Origin of the sequence: Corynebacterium minutissimum (assembly GCF_016889765.1) — a bacterium.
GTDB classification, from domain to species: domain Bacteria; phylum Actinomycetota; class Actinomycetes; order Mycobacteriales; family Mycobacteriaceae; genus Corynebacterium; species Corynebacterium minutissimum_B.
On record NZ_CP069533.1, the window covers coordinates 1284238 to 1304977 of the forward strand.

Below are 20740 nucleotides of genomic sequence, written 5' to 3' on the forward strand. Positions count from 1 at the left end.
TTCTCTATGACACATGAACCTTTGTCTGGTGCCCGTCGACGCATTGTCACGCCCTCGCCGCCGGCACCGGTCCCGGAAAAACGTGCGCCACGTGGCGTTGTCGCTGTCGACGACGAGCAAGAGGACCGCTCGGGACTGAAAGGAGAGGCGCAGGCCAACGCCAGCGAGGCCTCTGGGGAGGCTAACTCCGACGGCGCCGTCGTGCGTGCCACGGGCTCTATGGCCATTGCGACGATGATTTCCCGTATTACGGGTTTCATCCGCATGGTGCTCATCGGCTCTACTCTGGGCCCCGCCATTTCTTCTGCCTTCGGCACGGCGAACCAGCTGCCGAACCTCATCACGGAAATCGTGTTGGGCGCGGTGTTGACCTCGCTCGTGGTGCCCGTGCTGGTACGCGCTGAGAAGGAAGACGCCGACCGCGGCGAGGACTTTGTCCGGCGCCTCTTCACGCTGGCCTTCTCACTGTTGGCCACGATTACGGTGCTGTCGTGTATCTTTGCACCGCAGATCACGCGCATGATGCTGCCGGAGGACGGCGAGGTCAACGCCATCCAGGCCACTTCTTTTGCCTATCTTTTGCTGCCGCAGATCTTCTTCTACGGGCTCTTCGCGCTCTTCCAAGCAGTGCTCAATACCAAGAACATCTTTGGACCGGGCGCGTGGGCGCCGGTGGTCAACAACCTCATTTCCATCTCGGTGCTCGTGGCTTATCAGCTGGTACCGGGCAGTTTGCATCCCGACGCGCCTTCTCCGATTACCGATGGCCACGTGCTCCTTCTATCCCTCGGCACAACCGCCGGCGTGGTGGTGCAATGCCTCATTTTGTTCCCGTATCTCAAGAAGGCGGGCATCAACCTCAAGCCGCTCTGGGGCCTGGATGACAGGCTCAAACAGTTCGGTGGCATGGCGTTAGCCATTGTGGCCTACGTGGCCATTTCCCAATTGGGGTATGTGATTACGTCCCGCGTGGCCGCACATGCAGACGACGGTGCCCCGTTTATCTACCAGCAGGCATGGCTTCTCCTGCAGGTGCCCTATGGCGTCATCGGCGTTACCCTGCTCACCGCGATCATGCCGCGGCTCTCCCGCAACGCTGCCGACGGCGACGTCAAAGCCGTGGTCCGTGACCTCACGCTGGGCACGAAGCTGACGTTCATCGCTCTGATCCCCATCGTCATCTTCATGACGGGATTCGGCATCCCGATCGCCCGCGGCCTCTTCCAATACGGTGCCTTCAACGCCAAGGCGGCCGAGGTACTCGGCCTCACGCTGAGCTTCTCTGCCTTTACCCTCATCCCATACGCCCTCGTGCTGCTACACCTGCGCGTGTTCTATGCCCGCGAGGAAGCCTGGACGCCGACGTTTATCATCGCTGGCATCACGTTGACCAAGGTCGTGCTCTCCCTACTGGCCCCGCAGGTGGCGGACTCCCCGGAGCGCGTCGTCATCCTGCTGGGTACGGCGAACGGCTTCGGCTTTGTGGCCGGTGCTGTCATTGGTGGCTTCCTGCTCAAGCGCAAGCTCGGCAGCTTGGGTGGCCGCGCTGTCATTGCCACCACCATCTGGTCGGTGCTCTCCTCAGTCGTAGGCCTCATCGTGGTCTACGCCCTCAACTGGGCGCTGAACCTTGTGCTGCCGGCCTCGCTGCCTGCCGTGGTGAACCTGATTCGCTTGATTGTGGTCGGCATCGTCTTCGTCATCGTGACCGGCATCGTGCTCTCGCGTTCCGGCCTGCCGGAGGTCATCAACTTGGGCCGCCAACTGCAGCGCATCCCCGGCATGTCTCGCTTCATCAAGATCGAGAACGCCGAGGCCATCGAGGTCGAGGAACCGGAGCAGCTGGAGTTCCAGCCCATCTTCAGTGTGGACGCCTTCAACTCCTCTCCTGTTCCGCCGCCCATGTCCGCCGGTATCGTACGCGGCCCGCGCTTGGTGCCAGGCGCACCGGTGTCGGATGGCCGCTTCCGCCTCCTCAAGGACTACGGCTCTGCCCCAGGCACCCGCTTCTGGAAGGCCCGCGAGCAGGCTACCGGCCGCGTTGTATCCCTCACTTTCGTCGACACGACAGGCGAAGCACCCATGGCGCCGGCCACCCCGGCCGTGGCAGCTCGCCGCTCGGCAGAGGTCTCCCGCGCTACCCGCCGCCTAGCGGAAATGGAACTCGACGCCGTAGCCACCAACATCGACATCCTGTCCTACCGCCAGGGCTGCCTTGTCGTCGCGGACTGGGTCAAGGGCACCTCGCTCAAGACGGTCTCCGAAGACGAGGACCTTGATCCCCGCGCCGTGGCCCATGCCTTGGCACCGCTGGTTCGTACAACCGCCGCGGCGCATGCCGCGGGCCAGGTACTGGGCATTGAGAACCGCAACCGTATCCGCATCTCCACCGAGGGCGTGGCCACCTTGGCCTTCCCGGCGGTTCTGCAGAGCAACGATGAAGAGACCGACCGTTCCGCACTGGCCTCTGCCATCTCCCTGCTGGTGGAGTCCACCACGCCCACCCCAGAAGTACTCCAGGACATCGCCAGCGATGCTGAGGCGGGGGAGGATGCCGACTTGGAGGACATCGCCCACCGCCTATCGGCCTTCGCCGGCGATGGCGACGACGGCGAGGAAACCCTGCAGGTCCCCGTGGAAGAATCCCCACGCAAGGAGGATCCGACCCCGGCCCCGGGCTTCGGTGGCCGCGGCTACTCAGGCTCAGGCACCATCGTCCTGGGCGTGCTGGCAACCGTCTTCGTTGTGGCCATGGCCGCGCTGAGCGTATGGATTCTCTCTCAGGTCGCCGATGAACAAACCTCTCCGGTAGTCACCAAGAGCGAAGCCTCTGATGAAACCACATTCCCCAACGTGCCAGCTGTGCTCTTCAAGGACGTAAAGAGCACCTCGGTTCCGGAGGGCAAGAATGTGGACGGTTCCTGGACCACCAAGGACACCGATGCTGGCCTATTGCTTAGCATTGATAAGCCCACGCAGCTGCACGTCCTGCCGCTGGAACAGAAGGATTCCATCGGCGCGAAGTACGTGGTCTATGGCGTCAAGACTGAGGATTTCGATCCGAAGAATCCCAAGTCCTCGACGCTGACCGAACTCGCACACGGCACCCTGACGAGCGCACGCCAAGACATCGAGCTCAAGGAGAAGCCGGTGGCTTTCGACGGCGCCCTCATCATGTTCACTGACCTGCCCAAGTCCGGTTCCGTCACGCTGAAGGAGGCCACCCTGGTAGGTATCCCGACGAACTAACACTCCGCCTCACGCACTTCCCCAGACCTGGAGCCCGAAACCTGCAGGTCTGGGGTTGTGTAGTTCTTGCGCTCTTTTTCCTTGACAGGTGAGAGAAGGAGCGTAAAATTTTTGCTGTCGCGTCAACAACATAGAGAACTGAGGAACCTATGACTATCACTGCAGGAACGTACGCACTGGACCCGACGCACACCACCATCGGCTTCGTTGCCCGCCACGCCATGATCACCAAGGTGCGCGGCAACTTCACCGCGACCACCTTCGACGTTAACGAGCAGGGCGAGGGCACCGTTACTGGTGACCTCACCATCAAGGACACCACCAAGTCCGTTGACTTCAAGGTAGAAGAGGCCGGCGTGGCCGAGGATCCCTTCGGCAACACCCGCCTGGGCTTCGAGGCCAAGACCTCTATTAACCGCACCGACTTCGGCATTGACTTCAACGCCCCGCTGAAGACCGGCGGCGTACTGGTCTCCGAGGAGATCAAGATTGAGCTCGAGGTTTCTGCCATCAAGCAGTAAGCCATAGAGCGCGGAACTTGCCCGTAGGAAGTAGTTCTAAGTTGTTGCCCATAGTGCCCATTTCGGCACTGCGGGCAACAACTTTTTAACAATTAGAGGCACATCAATGGAGTAATAAACAACTCTGAAACAACTCCCAAACAACTTGTATAACGCTATGGCCTGCATGTTTCGGAGTGATTCTGTGTCAGAAGCCGCCATATTAGCCAATAGTTGTTTATTAGTTGTTGCGGAGTTGTTTGAAACAACTCTGATACACTACGGGGCCATGAGAGAGGACGAACTCGACTTCATCATCCAGGCACTGCGCTCGATTGAAGCCGGCGCAACCGCCGATAGCCTGGAATCCGAAATTCTCGATTTTAAAGAGGATCCCGCCGTCCACCCGCGAAATCGAAACCCAGACGCATCCCTTATTGAATTCCTCATCGATGAAGCCGTGTGCTTTTCCAATGCCGATAACGGGAACGCTTTCATTGTGCTTGGAGTCGCAGACAAGAAGTCTGGACCAGAGGCATTTACAGGCACCCAGCGCGGATTGGACTGGCTCATAAGAAAAATCTTCGAAGGAACACAACCCAACATCCACGTCGAAGCAGATGAGCTGGAGTGGTGTGGAGCCCGGCTGATTGTTTTGCGCGTTCCCCGTGGCATCACGCTGTATCAGCGCCCAAAGGGACAGGCAAGCAAGCGAGTTGGCACTCGCTGCGTACCACTCACCGAGCATCAACGCCGCGCACTCTTTTTTGAACGCGCCAACCCGGATTACACCTCTCACCCCTCCCGGCGAGGACTTGAGGAACTCGATATGACGGCCGTCGATCAGGCCCGACACCTCCTAGCCCAAGCGAGGGCAATGTCCGGTTCCCAAGAACCTGTTCCCGCAACAGCCCGCGAACTCTTAGGGGAACTAGGGTTGCTGGATGGCTCACAAAACCCCACATACGCGGCCGAAATCCTCTTCATGCCTCCGGTATCCCAGCAGGTTACAGTTCGACACCTCCTCCGTCTTGTACCTGGCGGTGAGCCGAGAACAACGGAAATCTCTGCACCCCTCATCACCACATACTTGCGGTTGAAAGAGCTAATTCGAGTCAATGCCCAGCAAGAAGTGGAGCGCATCGCCCTTGCCACGGGTCAAGAAGTATCGATCAAGGCTTTCCCAGACACCGCTGTCGACGAGCTTGTCTCTAATGCCTTAGCCCATCGCGACTGGGACGCGTCGGCTGCAGTAGTCATCGACCAATCTCCCATAGCCTTCTCTGTATGGTCTCCTGGTGGTCTTCCCACAGGTGTACAACGCGATCGAGTTCTCACAACACAATCCATTCCCCGAAATCCCCGCCTTATGACGGCGTTAAGGATGCTGGGGTTAGCAGAGGAATCCTCCCGTGGATTCGACCGCATGTGGGCATCCATGCTGTCGAGTGGTCGCCATATTCCGGAGCTTCGCGCCGAGGAATCCTTCGTCGAAGTTATTTTGTCCTCTGGGCGCGTTGACACCGCGTTTGTTAAGGCCTTGACCGAACTCAAAGGTGCTTTCGGCGCTGAGCCTTTCGACAGCGCCAATGGCCTCATCATTGCCCGTCACCTTAAGGACAACCAGATCCTGCTGTGCCACACTGCTGCCCAACTCATGCAAGTCAGCGAAGATCAGGCTGCGGATACCCTTCGGTGGTATGAGAGCCTCGGTTTCGTAGAACAACTACGGGAAGCGCGAGAGTGGATACTTACCACAAAGGCCCGATCGCTGATGGGGCTTCACATAGAAGGACACATTGCAGCGACCTCCGTTCAGGATTGGATCCTGGCTCAACTCAAAGAAGGAGCTGCACTGACCACGCGCGAAGTCGCCGAAGAACTGGGAGTAGACCGGGCAATTGTCACGGGAATACTGCGCCACCTGCGGACTATAGGCCAAGCGCGCATCGATCCTGATGGCCCACAGCGCGGGCCCAACACGCGGTGGGTTCTTTCCTGACCGCCCTGTGATACGCACCGCAGCGGAGTTTAAGATGTAGCGCATGACTACCGCAAACCTCACCCATGCAGAAGCCACCGCCCGCAGCGCCGCGCTGCGTTTGAGCACCTACGAGCTGCACCTTGACGTCACGAACGCGCCCACCGACGCCGACTCTTACGAGGTCACCTCGCGCATTAGCTTCACCACCACCGAGCCCGAAACCTTCGTGGATTTCCTGGGTAAGGCCGTCCACTCAGTGCGCGTTAACGGCAAAGAGGTGGAGAACACCTTCGACGGCGGCCGGGTTTATCTGAGCAATCTTCCAGTGGGGGAGGAGCTCACCGTGGAGATCACCGGCTCCTCTTATTACTCCCGCACCGGCCAGGGCCTGCACCGCATGCACGACCAGGCCGATGGCACAACCTACCTCTACTCGCACCTGGAGCCATCTGACGCGCGCCGCATCTTTCCCTGCTTTGACCAGCCAGACCTCAAGGCCAGCTACGAGGTACACCTCACCGGTCCGGAAGGCTGGCAGCTCCTCAGCAACCAGCCGGAGGTTGGCCGCGAGAAGACGGATAGCGGGGACGTAGCGCACTTCGCGCCGACCCCGTTGCTGTCGACGTACTTGACGGCGTTTGCGGCGGGGCCGTACGTCGAGAAGCACAGCACGTGGACCGCACCCGATGGATCCCTCAGCGTGGAACTGCGCGCCTTCGCCCGCGCCTCCATGGCCGACTACCTGGATGATGAGATCCTGCAGGTCACCGCACAAGGCATGGACTTCTTCCACAACAACTATGGCTATCCCTACCCGTGGGGCAAGTACGATTCCATCTTCGTGCCGGAGTACAACCTGGGCGCGATGGAGAACCCCGGCCTGGTGACCTTTACGGAGCATTACCTCTTCCGTTCCGCCGCCACCCGCGCGCAGCATGCCGGGCGCACGAATACGATCCTGCACGAGATGTCCCACATGTGGTTCGGTGACCTGGTCACCCCGCAGTGGTGGGATGACCTGTGGCTCAAGGAATCCTTCGCGGAATTCATGGGTGCGGATTCCTCGGTGCATGCCACCGAGTACACCGAGGCGTGGGTCAACTTCGCTGGCCAGCGCAAGAACTGGGCCTACCTTCAGGATCAGTTGCCCACCACACACCCGATCAAAGCCGAGATTCCAGACGTGGACGCCGCGCGCCAGAATTTCGATGGCATCACTTATGCCAAGGGTGCTGCGGTGCTCAAGCAGCTGGTGCACTACGTGGGACGCGAGAACTTCTACGCCGGCGCGCGCGATTACTTCCAGGAGCACGCCTTCGGTGCCGCCACCTTCGACGACCTTCTCAAGGCGTTGAGAAAGCACACCGACCGCGACCTCAACGCCTGGTCTACCGCGTGGCTGCGCACGTGGGGCCCGGATACGCTCACCCCGGAGCTGCACACGGACGGCGATAAGATTCACGAGCTCGCCATCACGGTGGAGGCGGAGGACACCACACGCCCGCACCGCCTCAACGTGACGCTCTTCGATGACTCCCTGAACAAGTACGCCACCCTCGACGTCGATCTGGAAGGCGAGCGCACCATCCTCGACGAGGCTTCTGGGCTTCAGGCACCGGCGTTGCTGCTGCTTAACGACGGCGACCACACCTACGCCAAGGTCCGCTTCGACGAGACCTCCTTGAAGACCATCCGCACGCGCCTGTCTGAAGTTCCGGATGAGCTCTCCCGCGCGGTCATCTGGACTTCTTTGTGGAACCTCACCCGCGATGGCGAGTGGCCGGTGCGCTCCTACCTGGACACCGTGCTCAACCACGCCCCGGCGGAGTCCAACCCGACGCTTCTGACCACGGCCTTTGCCAATGCAGGCTATGCCATCGACCACTTCGTTGGCCAGGAAGTACGCGAGGAGATTCGCGCCGATTATGCCGAGCGGCTGTGGGAGGTGCTGCAGCACGCCCCGGCTGGTTCCGACGCGCAGCTCACTTTCGCCCGCGCCGCCATCCAGGCCCTGGCCGCCACCCTGGAGGAATCCGGCACGCAGCGCCTGCGCGCGCTTCTCGACGGCTCCTTGGACGGCCTCGCCCTCGACCCGGATATCCGCTGGGCCATCCTCCGCGCACTCGCCGCCCGCGACGCCGTCAGCACCGAGGAGCTGGAAGCTGAAAAGGAGCGCGATAACACGCTCACCGGTGCCGCCGCATATTTAGGCGCCTCCCACGCCTTCCCGTCGGCGGAGGTCAAACGGGAGGTTTTCGACCTCGTGCGCACGCCGGGTAAGTACTCCAACGCCGAGGTGGATTCCCTCCTCGCAGCCTTCAACGCCCCGCGCTCAGCCCACCTCACCGAGGCCTTTGCTCAGGAGTATTTCGATTCTCTGGCGAAGCTCTGGGAGGAACACCCCATCGAGATTGCCAACCGCCTGGTGCGCGGGCTCTACCCGGATCTCGCCATGGCCAACGCCGCCACCAGCGAATTCCTGAGCAAAGAACGTCCGCGCGCACTGCGCCGCGTGCTGCTGGAATGCCAGGACGCCCTGCGCCGCGCGGCGCGCGTGCGTACCGCGCAGTAAGCACGGCACATTAGACGCTTCGCGTAGCGGACAGAAGAATCTTCCCGTAGACTCGCAGACACATTAACGGGGGGACAATCACTAACCATCGGCTTTAGCTGGGGACTGTGGTGACCCGTTTGTCATCTGTAGTTTCCGGGGGGATTCTTCTTGTCAGCACAGCCGACCGATCGTGAACTCGTCGACGCCTTTATTGGCGGAGATACCAAGGCCTTTTCGGCAATCGTCGAGAAGCACCGCGCGCGCCTGACCGCCATGGCGCGGCGCTATACCCGCAACGATGATGATGCGCAGGACATCGTGCAGGAGGCGCTGCTCAAGGCCAGCTGCAATATGAAGTCCTACCGGCACGATGCCGCACTGAGCACATGGCTGCACCGCCTGGTGATGAACTCCGGCTATGACTTCCTCAACCACCGCTCCAACCGGGAAAATGCCTCGCTAGATGCAGAAATTATTGACGATGACCGCAATTACGCGCTCGCGCACAATCCCAGCGAGCACCTGGCGGAACGCATCACGGTGGCCCAAGCCATGCAGACCTTACGCGAGGACCAGCGCGAAGCGCTATACCTGACTGATGTCGCCGGCTATCCCATCGATACGGTGGCCAAAGTGCAGGGCGTTGCACCAGGCACGGTGAAGTCGCGCCGAGCCCGGGCTCGGCAAGTGCTGCGTGCGGCGATAGACTGAGGGCGAGTAGAATCTGAGTCTTAAATTAAATTGTCGTCTCAAGGGAGTTTTTAGTGACTATCCACGATGTTGCCATCGTCGGCTCCGGCCCCGCCGGCTACACCGCAGCCCTCTACGCTGCGCGTGCTGAGCTCAACCCCATCGTTTTCGAAGGTTTTGAATACGGCGGCGAGCTCATGAACACCACCGAGGTGGAGAACTATCCGGGCTTCCAGAAGGGCATCATGGGCCCAGAGCTCATGGAGGAAATGCGCGCCCAGGCTATCCGATTCGGTGCAGACCTGCGCATGGAAGTTGTGGACTCCGTCGAGCTCGACGGTGACGTGAAGAAGTTGCACGTGGGCGACGAAGTCTTTGAAGCCCGCTCGGTCATCCTGGCCACCGGTGCCGCCCCGCGCTACCTGGGCATTCCGGGCGAATCCGAGCTGGCTGGCCGCGGTGTCTCCGCATGTGCCACCTGCGATGGTTTCTTCTTCAAGGGCCACAACATTGCCGTCGTCGGTGGTGGTGATTCCGCCATGGAGGAGGCCACCTTCCTCACCAAGTTCGCCGAAACCGTCACTATTATTCACCGCTCGGAGAACTTCCGCGCCTCCAAGATCATGCTGGAGCGCGCCAAGGACAACGAGCAGATTAAGTGGCTGACCAACACCACCGTAGAGCGCGTCCTGGAGAAGGACGGCAAGGTCGGTGGCCTTGAGGTTAAGAATGTACTGACTGGTGAGACCAGCGAGCTCGATGTCACCGCGATGTTCGTGGCCATTGGCCACGAGCCGCGCTCGGGCTTCCTGGAAGGCCAAGTAGAGACCAACGAGGCTGGCTACGTTGTGGTGGAGCAGCCTTCCACCAAGACCTCGCTGCCGGGTGTCTTCGCCTGTGGTGACCTCGTGGATGACCACTACCAGCAGGCCATCACCGCCGCGGGCTCCGGCTGCCGCGCGGCCATCGATGCGGAACATTTCCTCGCCGATAACCGTTAGTAATCACATGAGCAACATTAAGAACGTCACTACTGATTCCTTCCGCGCGGACGTCGTGGAGGCAGGCAAACCCGTCGTCGTTGATTTCTGGGCCGAATGGTGTGGGCCGTGCAAGAAGCTGTCCCCGATCCTCGAAGAAGTCGCCGAAGAGTTGGGCGATGACGTCTCCGTGGTCAAGGTCAACGTGGACGAAGAACGCACCCTGGGTGCCATGTTCCAGATCATGTCCATCCCGTCCGTGCTGATTTTCAACAACGGCGAGAAGGTGGATGAGTTCGTTGGCCTGCGTTCCAAGGCTGACATCGTGGCACAAGTGAAGAAACAGCTCTAACTGGTATTCTTTAACTCGTTGACGGCGCACCAAGGTGCGCCCACCTTGATCACGAAAGGGGTAGGTGTGAACCGCGTTCTACGGGTTGGTGACCAGAGTGTTCGGGTCGCCGAAGCACGCGCAACCCTTGCCCGCCTCGGTCTTATGTCGGACTACCAGGGGACGTTGTCCGACTGGAAGAAGCAGAAGTACTCCGAAGCCGATAAGCACTTCGACGCAGACCTCTCCCAAGTCCTCAAGGCTTTCCAACAGTCACGCGGTATTGTGCCCAGCGGTGATATCGATGAGCTAACGCTGCGCGAACTGCGCCAAGCCTCATATTCCTTGGGTGCCCGCGTTCTGGCCTACGAGCCGGGCAACCTGCAGGTAGGCGATGATGTCTCCCAACTTCAGGAACAACTGCAGGAACTCGGTTTTTACCAGGAACGCATAGATGGCCATTTTGGGCCGGCTACCTACGCCGCTTTGGCGGAGTACCAGCTCAACTGTGGCCTGCGTAGTGACGGTATTTGCGGCCCAGCCACCATTAATGCACTAAGCCTCTTGGGCCGTCGCATCACTGGTGGTTCGGCGCACAACATTCAAGAGCGTGAGCGCGTGCGCAACGCCGGCCCGAAGCTGGCCGGCAAGCGCGTGGTCATCGACCCGAGCCTCGGCGGCTTCAACACCGGCCGCACGGTCAAAGGCCGTTATGGCGACATCACGGAGGAGGAGATCCTCTGGGATCTCGCTGAGCGCGTTGCCGGCCGCATGATTGCCGCCGGCATGGAGACCATCATCTCCCGCCCGCGTACCGACGATCCCTCCGTGCGCGACCGCGCTGGACTGGCTAACGCCTTCGACGCCGACTTTGTCATCTCCCTCGCCTGCGATGAGTACCCTACGGAGAAAGCCAACGGCGTGGCCACCTTCTACTTCGGCTCGGAGTCTGGCAACTCTTCGCTCATTGGCGAGACACTCTCCGGTTTCATCCAGCGTGAGATCGTTGCACGCACTGAGCTGGGAAATTGCCGCAACCACGGTCGCACGTGGGCACTGCTGCGCTTGACGCAAATGCCTGTCGTACAGGTGGTGCTGGGATACCTCACCAGCCCCAAGGACGTGGCTATCCTCACCAACCCGGATTGCCGCGATGACATCGCCGAGGCCATCGTCGTTGCCGTCAAGCGCCTGTATCTCCTCGATGACGACACCGCCGTGACCGGCACGTACCGTTTCGACGAACTCCTGCGCGCAGAGCAATCCTCGTAAGAAGTGGGGCAACGGTACGTGGCTCCACAAAAACAAGAATTCCTGCACAATATAGGTCTCTACTGTTCTGGCTCTCCGCCATTCCAAATATCTAACTCGCCCCACTCAGCGGGGAACCCCATATCTTTCTCAGGACTTATGCCTTCGATGGTTGGAAAGTCCGCCATCAGCAGTGTCAACTTGCGGCGCCAGCTTTCTCCATCTCCGATGGACAACAAAACATATGCGATCAGAGCAAGTGTGGGATAGATTTTATTGAAATTTGCGCTGGATTCACTGGCACGGTCTTTGGCACCTTCTTCTCCTTATACACAGACAACGGCTGTCTAGTTCCCTGGTGGCTGTTTTCTGACCACAGCGATCGTGGCTTGCATCCCGCCATATGGAAGTTGTCTTTGAAGGCTAGGCTACAATTCCAGGGTGGAATCACAGCTAGTCGCCTACATCGATGAGTCCTCCGCCCCTAGACCCCCAGACCGGCAGGAGTACATGGTGTGTGCAGCCATCATCGACACTCAAGACTTGGAAAAATACGCGAGGAGCTGCGTCCACTACGACTTCCTGGCCAGGTCAAACTTCACTGGACCGACGAACGTAATAGCCGACGCCGAAAAATCGTGGACACCCTTTCTGAGATCGACTCCATGCAAGCGATCATCACCCACCGGAGTGAAGTGAGCAAGAAGACGGAGAGGCACCGCAGGAAATGCTTGGAGCAGATGTACTTCGAGCTCTCCGAGATGCACGTCCACAACGTCACTTTGGAAAGCCGGCAAGAAGCACAAAACAGGCGAGACGTCGCCCATATAGTTGCCCTGCAGGGCCAGGGACAAAGTGCTGGCATCCGACTGCGACACGTACGCGGTGGCGATGATCCCCTGCTCTGGATTCCAGATGCCGTTCTGGGAGCACTGAACTCCGTCCATCTAGGGGAAGAGCAGTACTGGGAGAAGCTGCACGAGAAAGTGGTCCTCAAACGTCCCACCCCGGATTCCCTCTAGAGGCAGGCGAAGACCCTGGGTCCAGTCGTCCGGCTGGGGTCCCAGGGTCTTCTTCCGATCCTGTCGTAACAGGTGGCAATAACACTAGGGTAGCACCATTTGGCACCGATAGGCCCCTTCCGTTTCCTTAGCTGGATCGGCGGCCTCATCCTGGTTTCCTGACCAAATCCACATCGACCAAGCCGAACGCAGCGGGCTAAATATCACTCTGCTCAATACCCCTAGACGTTGACACCGACATGCCCCGCCGAGATACAGCAGTGAAGTGCCCCGAGTTTCGTTCCTAGGCATCATAATCCCCCAAATACAACCCCGAAAGAAAACCACACCATCACGATTAAATCCGAGAGCGGGTGTGGTGTGCGTAGTTATACGCATAAGGGGTTTAATAACATCGTGCAACAGTGAGAATGAACTTCCGGGCCTGTTCATTGAATAGGTCTTTGAAGCCTAGGCCCTACGCCAGGGCGCGGGCGAGGAGGTCCTCCACCGCGGCGGCAGTGAGCAGGTCGAAGGCAGGGGGAAGTTCCAGGCGCAGGCGAGGTGTGATGGGGTGATCGCGCACCACCATGAAGCCAGCTGACTCCAGGGTTTCCACTGGAAGAAGGCCAATGCGACCGGGTTTGTCGCGCAACAAGTCCTCGGCCTGGCGGGCATCGCGATAGCCGAATGCTTCCAGCGCGGAGGCATCGCGGGAGGTGAGGTGCATTATTGTGGCGTCAAGAAGCACGGCTTCCAAGCCCTTCGCCGCGCGCTCCGATTTCACAAACAAAGAAGACACCAACACGGCGTCCTCAGCAACCGGGGAGGTGGGTAGCTTTGCCGCACCGGGCGCAAGCTCCGGTGGGCAAAAGAAGACGGTAGCCTCATCGCCCACGGTAAAACCGCACTCACCGTAGCTCAGCAAGGTAGCGCTCAGCCACGCTTCCTTCTCAAAGGCGGGATCAGCGACCGTGGTCTTCATTTCCCAGAAAATGGATCGGGCCGCCAAGGGGTTGATGGCAACACCTTCCTTGACGGCCTCAATAAGCATGATTGGGAGCTAGCTGCTTTCGTTTCCCTCAATGAGAGCCAAGATACGCTCGAAATCTTCTTGGTCACCAAATTCTACGACCATCTTGCCCTTGCGCTTGCCCATGGTGACGGTGACCTTGGTGTCGAAGCGATCGGCAAGGCGCTCGGCGGAGTCGGTGAAAAACTGCGGCTGCGGAGCGGGCTGCTTCTTCGTCGGCTCAGCCGGTTTGCCTTCACGCTTGTACAGAGTGACGGCTTCTTCCGTGGCGCGCACAGACAGGCCTTCGGCCACGATGCGGTTGGCAATGAGCTCCATGGCCTCTGCATCCGGCAGGCCCAGCAACGCACGGGCGTGACCGCCGGATAAGGTGCCGGCAGCAACGCGCTTCTGCACGGTGACCGGCAGCTTGAGCAAGCGGATCATGTTGGTGACCTGGGGGCGGGAGCGGCCGATGCGATCAGCAAGCTCGTTCTGGGTCACATCGAATTCTTCCAACAGCTGCTGGTAAGCGTGGGCCTCTTCCAGCGGGTTGAGCTGCACGCGATGGATGTTCTCCAGCAGGGCGTCACGCAGGAGGTCATCGTCCTTGGTGTCGCGGACGATAGCCGGGATAGTGGCCAGACCTGCCTTGGAGGAAGCACGCCAGCGGCGCTCACCCATAATGAGCTCGAAGCCGCCTTCCTCGGAGGGGCGGACTACGACTGGCTGCAAGAGGCCGAACTCCTTGATGGAGTGCACCAGTTCTGCCAGTTCGTCCTCGTCAAAGACGGTACGCGGCTGCTTCGGGTTGGGAAGGATGTCACCGACGGAAATCTCGCGGTAGGTCGCGCCAATGACAGAAGGTTTAGCCTGGCGCTTCTTTGAGCCGGAAGACTGCTGGATGGTCGGAGCGCCCTGGACCTTCTTCGTGCCGGCGTCCTTTGGTGTGCCGGCGGAGGCACCGAGAATGATGTCCGCGGCGGAATCGCCCAAGTGAGGCTTGCGGGATGGAGCACCCGGGCCGGACGGAATGAGCGCAGCCAAGCCCTTGCCCAGACCACCCTGACGCTGTTCCGGCTTCTGGTCTGCCTTCTTGTTTGCCATCCGTTGCTCCTATCCTTCCAGTTCCGCGAAAATCTCCGGGCTCACGCCAATAGCACCTGTGGTGGGGTGCGGCGTGTAATCACCGCGCTTGTCCAGCTCGCGTGCAGCGGCGGCGTACGCGCGGGCGCCTGTCGACGACGGGTCATAAGCGATAACTGTCTTACCATAGCCCGGCGCCTCTGAAACGCGCACGGAACGCGGGATAACGTTGCCCAGGACCACGGCACCGAACTGTTCGCGGACCTCATCTGCTACCTGCTGGGCCAACTTGGTGCGGGCATCAAACATGGTGAGCAGGACGCCAGAAATGTGGAGATCCTCGTTGAGATGCTCCCGAATCATGGAAATATTGCCCAACAGCTGGCCCACGCCCTCCAGGGCGTAGTACTCGCACTGGATGGGGATAATGACCTCTTCAGCACACGACATTGCGTTGATGGTGAGCAGGCCTAGAGAGGGCGGGCAGTCAATGAAGACGTACTCGAAGCCATGCTCCTCTAGGAAGCCCTTGTGGAGGGCATCGTAGAGGCGGAATTCGCGGCGCACAAGGGACACCATTTCGATCTCCGCGCCAGCCAAATCAATGGTGGCAGGGATGCAGTACAGATTCTCATTGTCGGGGGAGTGCTGCATGGCGTCATTGGCCGTGCAGTCTCCCAAGAGGACCTCGTAGCTGGACTGCGTCCCAGAGGTATGTTCCGCGCCTACGGCGGTGGAGGCGTTGCCCTGCGGGTCCAGGTCGATCACCAGTACCTTCTTGCCGGCGTCAGCGAGCGCGGCGGCAAGGTTCACGGCGGAGGTGGTTTTACCCACGCCACCTTTCTGGTTCGCAATGGTGATAAGACGAGGATGAGTCATGCCGTCTACTTTAGTTCACGCGCGGGACACGGATAATCGTGGTGCCGTGAATGGTCATGACCTCGGCTTTTCCGCCACCGGCACGCTTAATATCCGCGGCATCGCGCTCCAGTTCCTCGTGCACCGAGGAGCCCTTGAGAGCGATCATCTCGCCGCCCTTGCGCACCAGCGGCAGGGACCACTTGGCCAGCTTGCCCAGCGGGGCCACCGCGCGGGAGGTCACGATATCCGCGCCCTTAACGGCTTTCTTCACTGGGCCTTCTTCAGCACGGCCACGGATGACGGTGACGTTATCGAGGCTCAGAAGGTCGACGACCTCGCTGAGGTAGGTCGAGCGCTTCAACAGCGGCTCGATGAGAGTGATCGTCAGGTCGGGGCGTGCAATGGCGAGCGGGATTCCGGGCAAGCCGGCGCCACTGCCGACGTCGATAAGCGTAGCGTTCTGCGGCATCACCTCCGCGACCACAGCGCAGTTGATGAGGTGGCGCTCCCACAGGCGCGGGACCTCGCGGGGGCCAATAAAACCACGAGTGGACCCGTCCGTGGCGAGTGAATCGTGATACTTCTGCGCGAGCGGAAGACGCGATCCAAAGACGTCAGACGGGTCCAGTGGCACAGTGTCGGATACGGTGTCGGTCACTGTGAAAACTCCTGGGTAGTTCTAGTTATTCTTGCGGCGCTGCTTCTTAGAGCGGTTGTCCTTCTTGCGAGCGCCCGGCTTCGGAGCAGAGGTGCGCTTGAGCTCAGCCTTGGCAGCTGCCTCCTCTTCCTCCTCGCGGTCCATCTTGGCGTACACGATACGCGTCTGGAAGAAGGTCCACACGGTGTTAGCCAGCATGTAGAAGAGCAGACCGATGGGCCAAATGAAGCCGGAGAAAATCAGCATGGCCGGCATAAACCACAGCATCATCTTGTTCATCATGGCCATCTGCTGCTGCATCATTTCCGCATTCTGACCCTGCGGCGTAGCCGTCTTACCAGCAGCGCGACGAGCCTCCTGGCGGTTCAGAGTCATACGCGCGTTGAAGTGCGTGAGCACCGCAATGATGGCAATCAGCGGCACGATAATAAGCGCTGCCTGCGTTGTCGTGGTGCTCTTGACAATCTCCAGCCCTGAGTTAAGACGTAGGTTAGCCACGAGCGGAACGCCGAAGATCTTGGCATCCACGAACTCCTTGACCAATTCCGGCTTGAAGATGTAGTTCGCGATGGAGGCGTTCATCTCTTCCGACATGGCACCACCTGCCGGGTGGCCAATGCCACCGGCGACGGCCACGGTTCGGTCGAAGGAGCGCAGCACGTGGAACAGACCAATGAACATCGGAATCTGGGCGAACATAGGCAAGCAGCCCGCTACCGGGCGCACACCAGATTCCTTGTAGATGCGCTGCATCTCCTGCGCTGCCTTGGTCTGATCATTGGCGTATTTGGTGCGCAGTTCTTGGATTTGCGGCTGGATCTCCTGCATCTTGCGTGAGGAGCGCAGCTGCGTGATGGTCGGCTTGACCATGAGCGCTTTCAGCGTCCACGTCAGCAGGACGATGGCGATGATCCACGTTCCGCCCCAACCGGAGTCGAGGACGAAGCTCAGAAGCCAATGCCAGAACCACAGAACGGCTGAGATTGGCCAATAGATGAAATTAAGCACGAGTGTTGTTTACCTTCGATGTTGTTTGGTCGGTACCGGATCGAATCCGCCCGGATGCCAGGGCCCACACTTGCAGAGCCTGGCGACGGCCATGCCCACTCCCTTGAGCGCTCCGTGCACGGAGATGGCCTCGAGGGCATAGGCACTGCATGTCGGTTCAAAACGACAGGTCGAAACCATCTTAAGGGGTGAGACATGCTTTTGGTAGAAGCGCACCCAGTGAACTAGGACTCGCCCGAAGCCGCGGGCAGGGGGAATCTCTTCTCCCTGGGAGTTTAGATATCCCATTTTGCTAGGGCTTTGCGGATATCGCGGGCAAGGCGCTCACTTGTTGCCTCGGCGCTGGCGGGCAGGGCTCGAATGACAATGTCAACATTCGGCGGAAGGGGAGTGCCATGAGCACCGTCCCTCATCACCGCCATGCACACATGACGAAGCCGCCGGGAGGTGCGGTGGCGAACCACGGCATTCCCGACGGCCTTCGAAACGATGAGGCCAAATCGCGGGCCAGTAGCCGCGATGGCGTCCTCACCAGTGTTGATGTGCATATGCACGACAACGGTGCGCGTGCCCGCCCGGCGTCCGCCCTTGATAGTCCGCCGAAATTGCCTCGGGGACGTGAGCTTGTGCTGGGCTGGAAGCATGAATTAAGCGGTGAGCTTAGCGCGACCCTTCTTGCGACGAGCTGCGACGATAGCGCGGCCAGCGCGGGTGCTCATGCGGGTGCGGAAGCCGTGCTTACGAGCACGACGACGGTTGTTCGGCTGGAAGGTACGCTTACCCTTTGCCACGATTAACTCCTTGAAGTTGTACGCAGATAGCTCAAACCCGCCGCGCGGCGCGGCTGGGCCTGAGCATCCACTGATGAATGGTGTTCGCGGGGATGAGGCTTCGCCCGGATAGCGCCATGCGGCGGGGCGAGGCAGTCCCACATGCAACATGTGCGTTATGCACTGCTGCGATAGACCATCACAGGTTACGTGACAGATGGGGCGTAGAACAAATCGACACACTGGGTGTACCCGAAATGACATCGATGTTTTTATCCCCAGCTAGAGCGCCACTTTTGGCCCTCATGCTGCGAGTCAACCCCAGACACATCGCACCTTCACAGGGTTCGAATCAACCAGACCTACTGCATGCATAAAAAGTGCGTTAGACAGCCTCGGGACAACGCGGTAGAACTAAGGAATCAAATTCCACAGCTACCCACAAGGTGTGGATAACTCTCAACTGAACCTTGAGACTTTTGCCGTATATGCAGGTCAGAGCCATTAAGGTACCGTTGGGAAGTTATCCACAGCCATGCGCTAGGCTGTGGATAAACCACCAATTCACACCTGTGGATAACTTTGTGGAAACCGAGGTGACGCACTAAAACATCGTGTGGAATCTTCGGTGGAAACCCGTGGAATTTCTTTTACTCTCTCAACAGTCCATCCGTCCGTCCCCCGATAATTACAAGAATCACTGCGCTACCCGCACAGTGGTCAAGTACGTGGGTCGAGTACCTGCCCCGTGGCCTCTCACCACTGGCAGTGTGAACTCGAACTACATAGAAGGTAGGCGTCTTGTCTGATCCGCAAGTGGCCCTCAGGGCCAGCTGGAAAGCAGTGGTCACTGATCTGCTGGCACAGTCTGAGCAACCCAACTCACATGTGCCGAACTTTACCCACAGCCAGCGGCTCAACTTGCAGCTCGTGGAACCCATCATGATCGGCGACGGATACGCCCTCATCGCCGCCCCACACGAAAACGCCAAGAATGTCATTGAGACCGAGCTAGGGGAGCACATCTCACGTACCTTGTCCCAGCACATGGGCCGCCCCTGTTCCCTGGCCGTGACGATTACCGCCCAGCAGGCAGCGCCCGAGCAACCAGCAGCGTCTGCCCCTGCTGAAGTTGAACCAGACCCCACGCCCGAGCGCCCCATCCAAACTGAGGCACCCCAGTACGGCATGGACCACCAGTCTCAGCCGGCCCAGCCACAGCAACAGCAGCAGGCCACGAGGTGGGATTCCACCTACTCACCGGCCAGCCTGGACGAGCTAGCTCAGCACTACAGTGAACAGCAGGCCACTGCACCAGCCAGCTACCCGGAGGCAGCCGGTGCACGAATCCCCCGTGAGGAACCCGCGCACAACCCGAATCACGAGAAGTCCCTCAACCCGAAGCACACGTTTGAGAACTTCGTCATCGGTTCCTCCAACCGTTTTGCCAACGGCGCGGCCGTAGCCGTAGCGGAGAACCCCGCCCGCGCATATAACCCACTATTTATTTGGGGCGGTTCTGGTTTGGGCAAGACACACCTGCTCCACGCCGCCGGCAACTATGCCCAGGTGCTGCACCCAGGGCTGCGCGTGAAGTATGTGTCCTCGGAAGAGTTCACCAATGACTACATCAATTCGCTGCGTGATGACCGCCAAGAATCCTTCAAGCGCCGCTACCGCAACTTGGACATCCTCATGGTGGATGACATTCAGTTCCTTGAGGGCAAGGAGTCCACGCAGGAGGAGTTCTTCCACACCTTTAATGCGCTTCACCAGGCGAACAAGCAGATTATCTTGTCCTCTGACCGTCCGCCGAAACAGCTGACGACCCTGGAAGACCGCCTACGTACCCGCTTTGAAGGCGGTCTCATCACGGATATCCAGCCGCCAGACTTGGAAACGCGCATTGCCATTCTCATGAAGAAGGCCGCTGCGGACGGCACCGACGTCGACCGCTCAGTCCTGGAGCTCATTGCCTCGCGTTTTGAATCTTCCATCCGTGAGTTGGAAGGCGCACTTATCCGCGTGTCTGCCTACTCCTCCCTGGTCAACGAACCGATCAGCATGGAGATGGCAGAGATTGCGCTACAGGATCTGGCACCGGACTCGGCCGACCGCCAGATCACCGCAGCCGCCATCATGGAGGTCACCGCGGAGTACTTCAACATTGACGTCGAAACCTTGCGCGGTTCTGGTAAGAAGCGCGCTGTGGCCCACGCCCGTCAGCTGGCAATGTATCTGTGCCGCGAGCTCACAGAGCTTTCCTTGCCCAAAATTGGTGATCAATTCGGTGGCAAGGACCACACCACCGTCATCTATGCCGACCGGAAGATCCGCAAAGAGATGACGGAGAACAGAAACACGTACGACGAAATCCAGGCGCTGACCCAACGCGTGAAGAATCACCGCTAACGACGCGCGCTTTCCGACGCCCCTCCCACCTCACCACTCCACGGTGACGGCCTTGGGAGGGGCACTTTTCGTTATCCACAGCGTTATCCACACCTGTGTAATTTCATTGTTGTAATTTGTAGATCCTCGTCACGTTTTCGGATTCCACAGCAGATCAGGACCAGATTTTCTCTTGTGGGCAACCCTGTGATCAGCAGCGATAGATCTGGGGATGGATTGTGGATAACTCTGACCCCGACGGAGTTACTCACATTTTGTGTCATTTGATCACAGGGATCCCACATCCTGGCCCACAGATCGATTCGCCGGAGCAAGCTTGGCTTTTGTAGGGTTCTCCACAGATCCCACAGCGCTTATTACTACTCCTATTTTGTTTTCTCCCTAACTAAGAAG

General features: G+C 59.5%; 18 protein-coding genes. 10 read left to right on the forward strand and 8 right to left on the reverse strand.

Translation table 11 applies throughout. From position 1 onward, the window contains the following. The first annotated feature begins 6 nt into the window (after positions 1–6). The 9 genes from murJ to I6J26_RS05930 all read left to right on the forward strand — a co-directional run bounded on the left by murJ (position 7) and on the right by I6J26_RS05930 (position 12561). Positions 7–3249 carry a murein biosynthesis integral membrane protein MurJ gene (gene murJ, locus I6J26_RS05890; protein WP_115020842.1) on the forward strand — a complete coding sequence of 1081 codons (3243 nt, stop codon included), beginning with the start codon at positions 7–9 and terminating at the stop codon, positions 3247–3249. A gap of 149 nt (positions 3250–3398) precedes the next feature. After that, positions 3399–3770 (forward strand): YceI family protein, encoded by a 372-nt coding sequence (locus I6J26_RS05895; RefSeq protein ID WP_115020844.1) that lies wholly within the window; start codon positions 3399–3401, stop codon positions 3768–3770. Positions 3771–4038: 268 nt separating this feature from the next. Beyond that, entirely contained in the window at positions 4039–5751 is a 1713-nt protein-coding gene (locus I6J26_RS05900; protein ID WP_181815317.1) for an ATP-binding protein, read from the forward strand. A gap of 43 nt (positions 5752–5794) precedes the next feature. After that, positions 5795–8305: an aminopeptidase N gene (gene pepN / locus I6J26_RS05905; protein ID WP_115020848.1), complete on the forward strand. Its 2511-nt coding sequence runs from the start codon at positions 5795–5797 to the stop codon at positions 8303–8305. A 150-nt stretch (positions 8306–8455) separates the two neighbouring features. Continuing rightward, positions 8456–8998 (forward strand): sigma-70 family RNA polymerase sigma factor, encoded by a 543-nt coding sequence (locus tag I6J26_RS05910; protein WP_115020850.1) that lies wholly within the window; start codon positions 8456–8458, stop codon positions 8996–8998. A 53-nt stretch (positions 8999–9051) separates the two neighbouring features. After that, positions 9052–9978: a thioredoxin-disulfide reductase gene (gene trxB, locus I6J26_RS05915; protein ID WP_115020852.1), complete on the forward strand. Its 927-nt coding sequence runs from the start codon at positions 9052–9054 to the stop codon at positions 9976–9978. A 7-nt stretch (positions 9979–9985) separates the two neighbouring features. Continuing rightward, positions 9986–10309: a thioredoxin gene (gene trxA / locus I6J26_RS05920; protein ID WP_070669482.1), complete on the forward strand. Its 324-nt coding sequence runs from the start codon at positions 9986–9988 to the stop codon at positions 10307–10309. Between the two features lie 66 nt (positions 10310–10375). Beyond that, complete coding sequence (locus I6J26_RS05925) at positions 10376–11560, forward strand: N-acetylmuramoyl-L-alanine amidase (protein WP_115020855.1); 1185 nt, start codon at positions 10376–10378, stop codon at positions 11558–11560. 617 nt (positions 11561–12177) lie between these two features. Beyond that, positions 12178–12561 (forward strand): hypothetical protein, encoded by a 384-nt coding sequence (locus I6J26_RS05930; RefSeq protein WP_239121856.1) that lies wholly within the window; start codon positions 12178–12180, stop codon positions 12559–12561. Between the two features lie 457 nt (positions 12562–13018). Here I6J26_RS05930 and I6J26_RS05935 read toward each other — a convergent pair whose 3' ends face one another. Genes I6J26_RS05935 through rpmH form a run of 8 tightly spaced genes read right to left on the reverse strand, consistent with a single transcriptional unit; the run spans position 13019 to position 17956 of the window. After that, positions 13019–13594, reverse strand: coding sequence for a hypothetical protein (locus I6J26_RS05935; protein ID WP_115020858.1), 576 nt, complete (start codon positions 13592–13594; stop codon positions 13019–13021). A gap of 9 nt (positions 13595–13603) precedes the next feature. After that, positions 13604–14659 (reverse strand): ParB/RepB/Spo0J family partition protein, encoded by a 1056-nt coding sequence (locus I6J26_RS05940; RefSeq protein WP_115020860.1) that lies wholly within the window; start codon positions 14657–14659, stop codon positions 13604–13606. Between the two features lie 9 nt (positions 14660–14668). Then, on the reverse strand, positions 14669–15517 hold the full coding sequence (locus I6J26_RS05945; RefSeq protein WP_115020862.1) for a ParA family protein: 849 nt from the start codon (positions 15515–15517) through the stop codon (positions 14669–14671). A gap of 10 nt (positions 15518–15527) precedes the next feature. Continuing rightward, positions 15528–16157, reverse strand: coding sequence for a 16S rRNA (guanine(527)-N(7))-methyltransferase RsmG (gene rsmG, locus I6J26_RS05950; protein ID WP_115020865.1), 630 nt, complete (start codon positions 16155–16157; stop codon positions 15528–15530). A gap of 21 nt (positions 16158–16178) precedes the next feature. After that, the gene (yidC, locus tag I6J26_RS05955) at positions 16179–17165 is read right to left on the reverse strand and encodes a membrane protein insertase YidC (protein ID WP_115020867.1); all 987 of its coding nucleotides are present in this window, start codon (positions 17163–17165) and stop codon (positions 16179–16181) included. Positions 17166–17174: 9 nt separating this feature from the next. Continuing rightward, positions 17175–17453 (reverse strand): membrane protein insertion efficiency factor YidD, encoded by a 279-nt coding sequence (gene yidD, locus I6J26_RS05960; RefSeq protein ID WP_083311800.1) that lies wholly within the window; start codon positions 17451–17453, stop codon positions 17175–17177. After that, on the reverse strand, positions 17441–17809 hold the full coding sequence (gene rnpA / locus I6J26_RS05965) for a ribonuclease P protein component (RefSeq protein WP_070669475.1): 369 nt from the start codon (positions 17807–17809) through the stop codon (positions 17441–17443). The genes yidD and rnpA overlap by 13 nt, the downstream gene beginning before the upstream one ends. Positions 17810–17812: 3 nt before the next feature. Next, a complete protein-coding gene (gene rpmH, locus I6J26_RS05970) occupies positions 17813–17956 on the reverse strand; it encodes a 50S ribosomal protein L34 (RefSeq protein ID WP_003847033.1) in 144 nt (47 codons plus the stop codon). A 780-nt stretch (positions 17957–18736) separates the two neighbouring features. Between rpmH and dnaA the strand changes: the two genes are divergently transcribed. Further along, the gene (gene dnaA / locus I6J26_RS05975) at positions 18737–20347 is read left to right on the forward strand and encodes a chromosomal replication initiator protein DnaA (RefSeq protein ID WP_115020869.1); all 1611 of its coding nucleotides are present in this window, start codon (positions 18737–18739) and stop codon (positions 20345–20347) included. Positions 20348–20740: the final 393 nt, after the last annotated feature.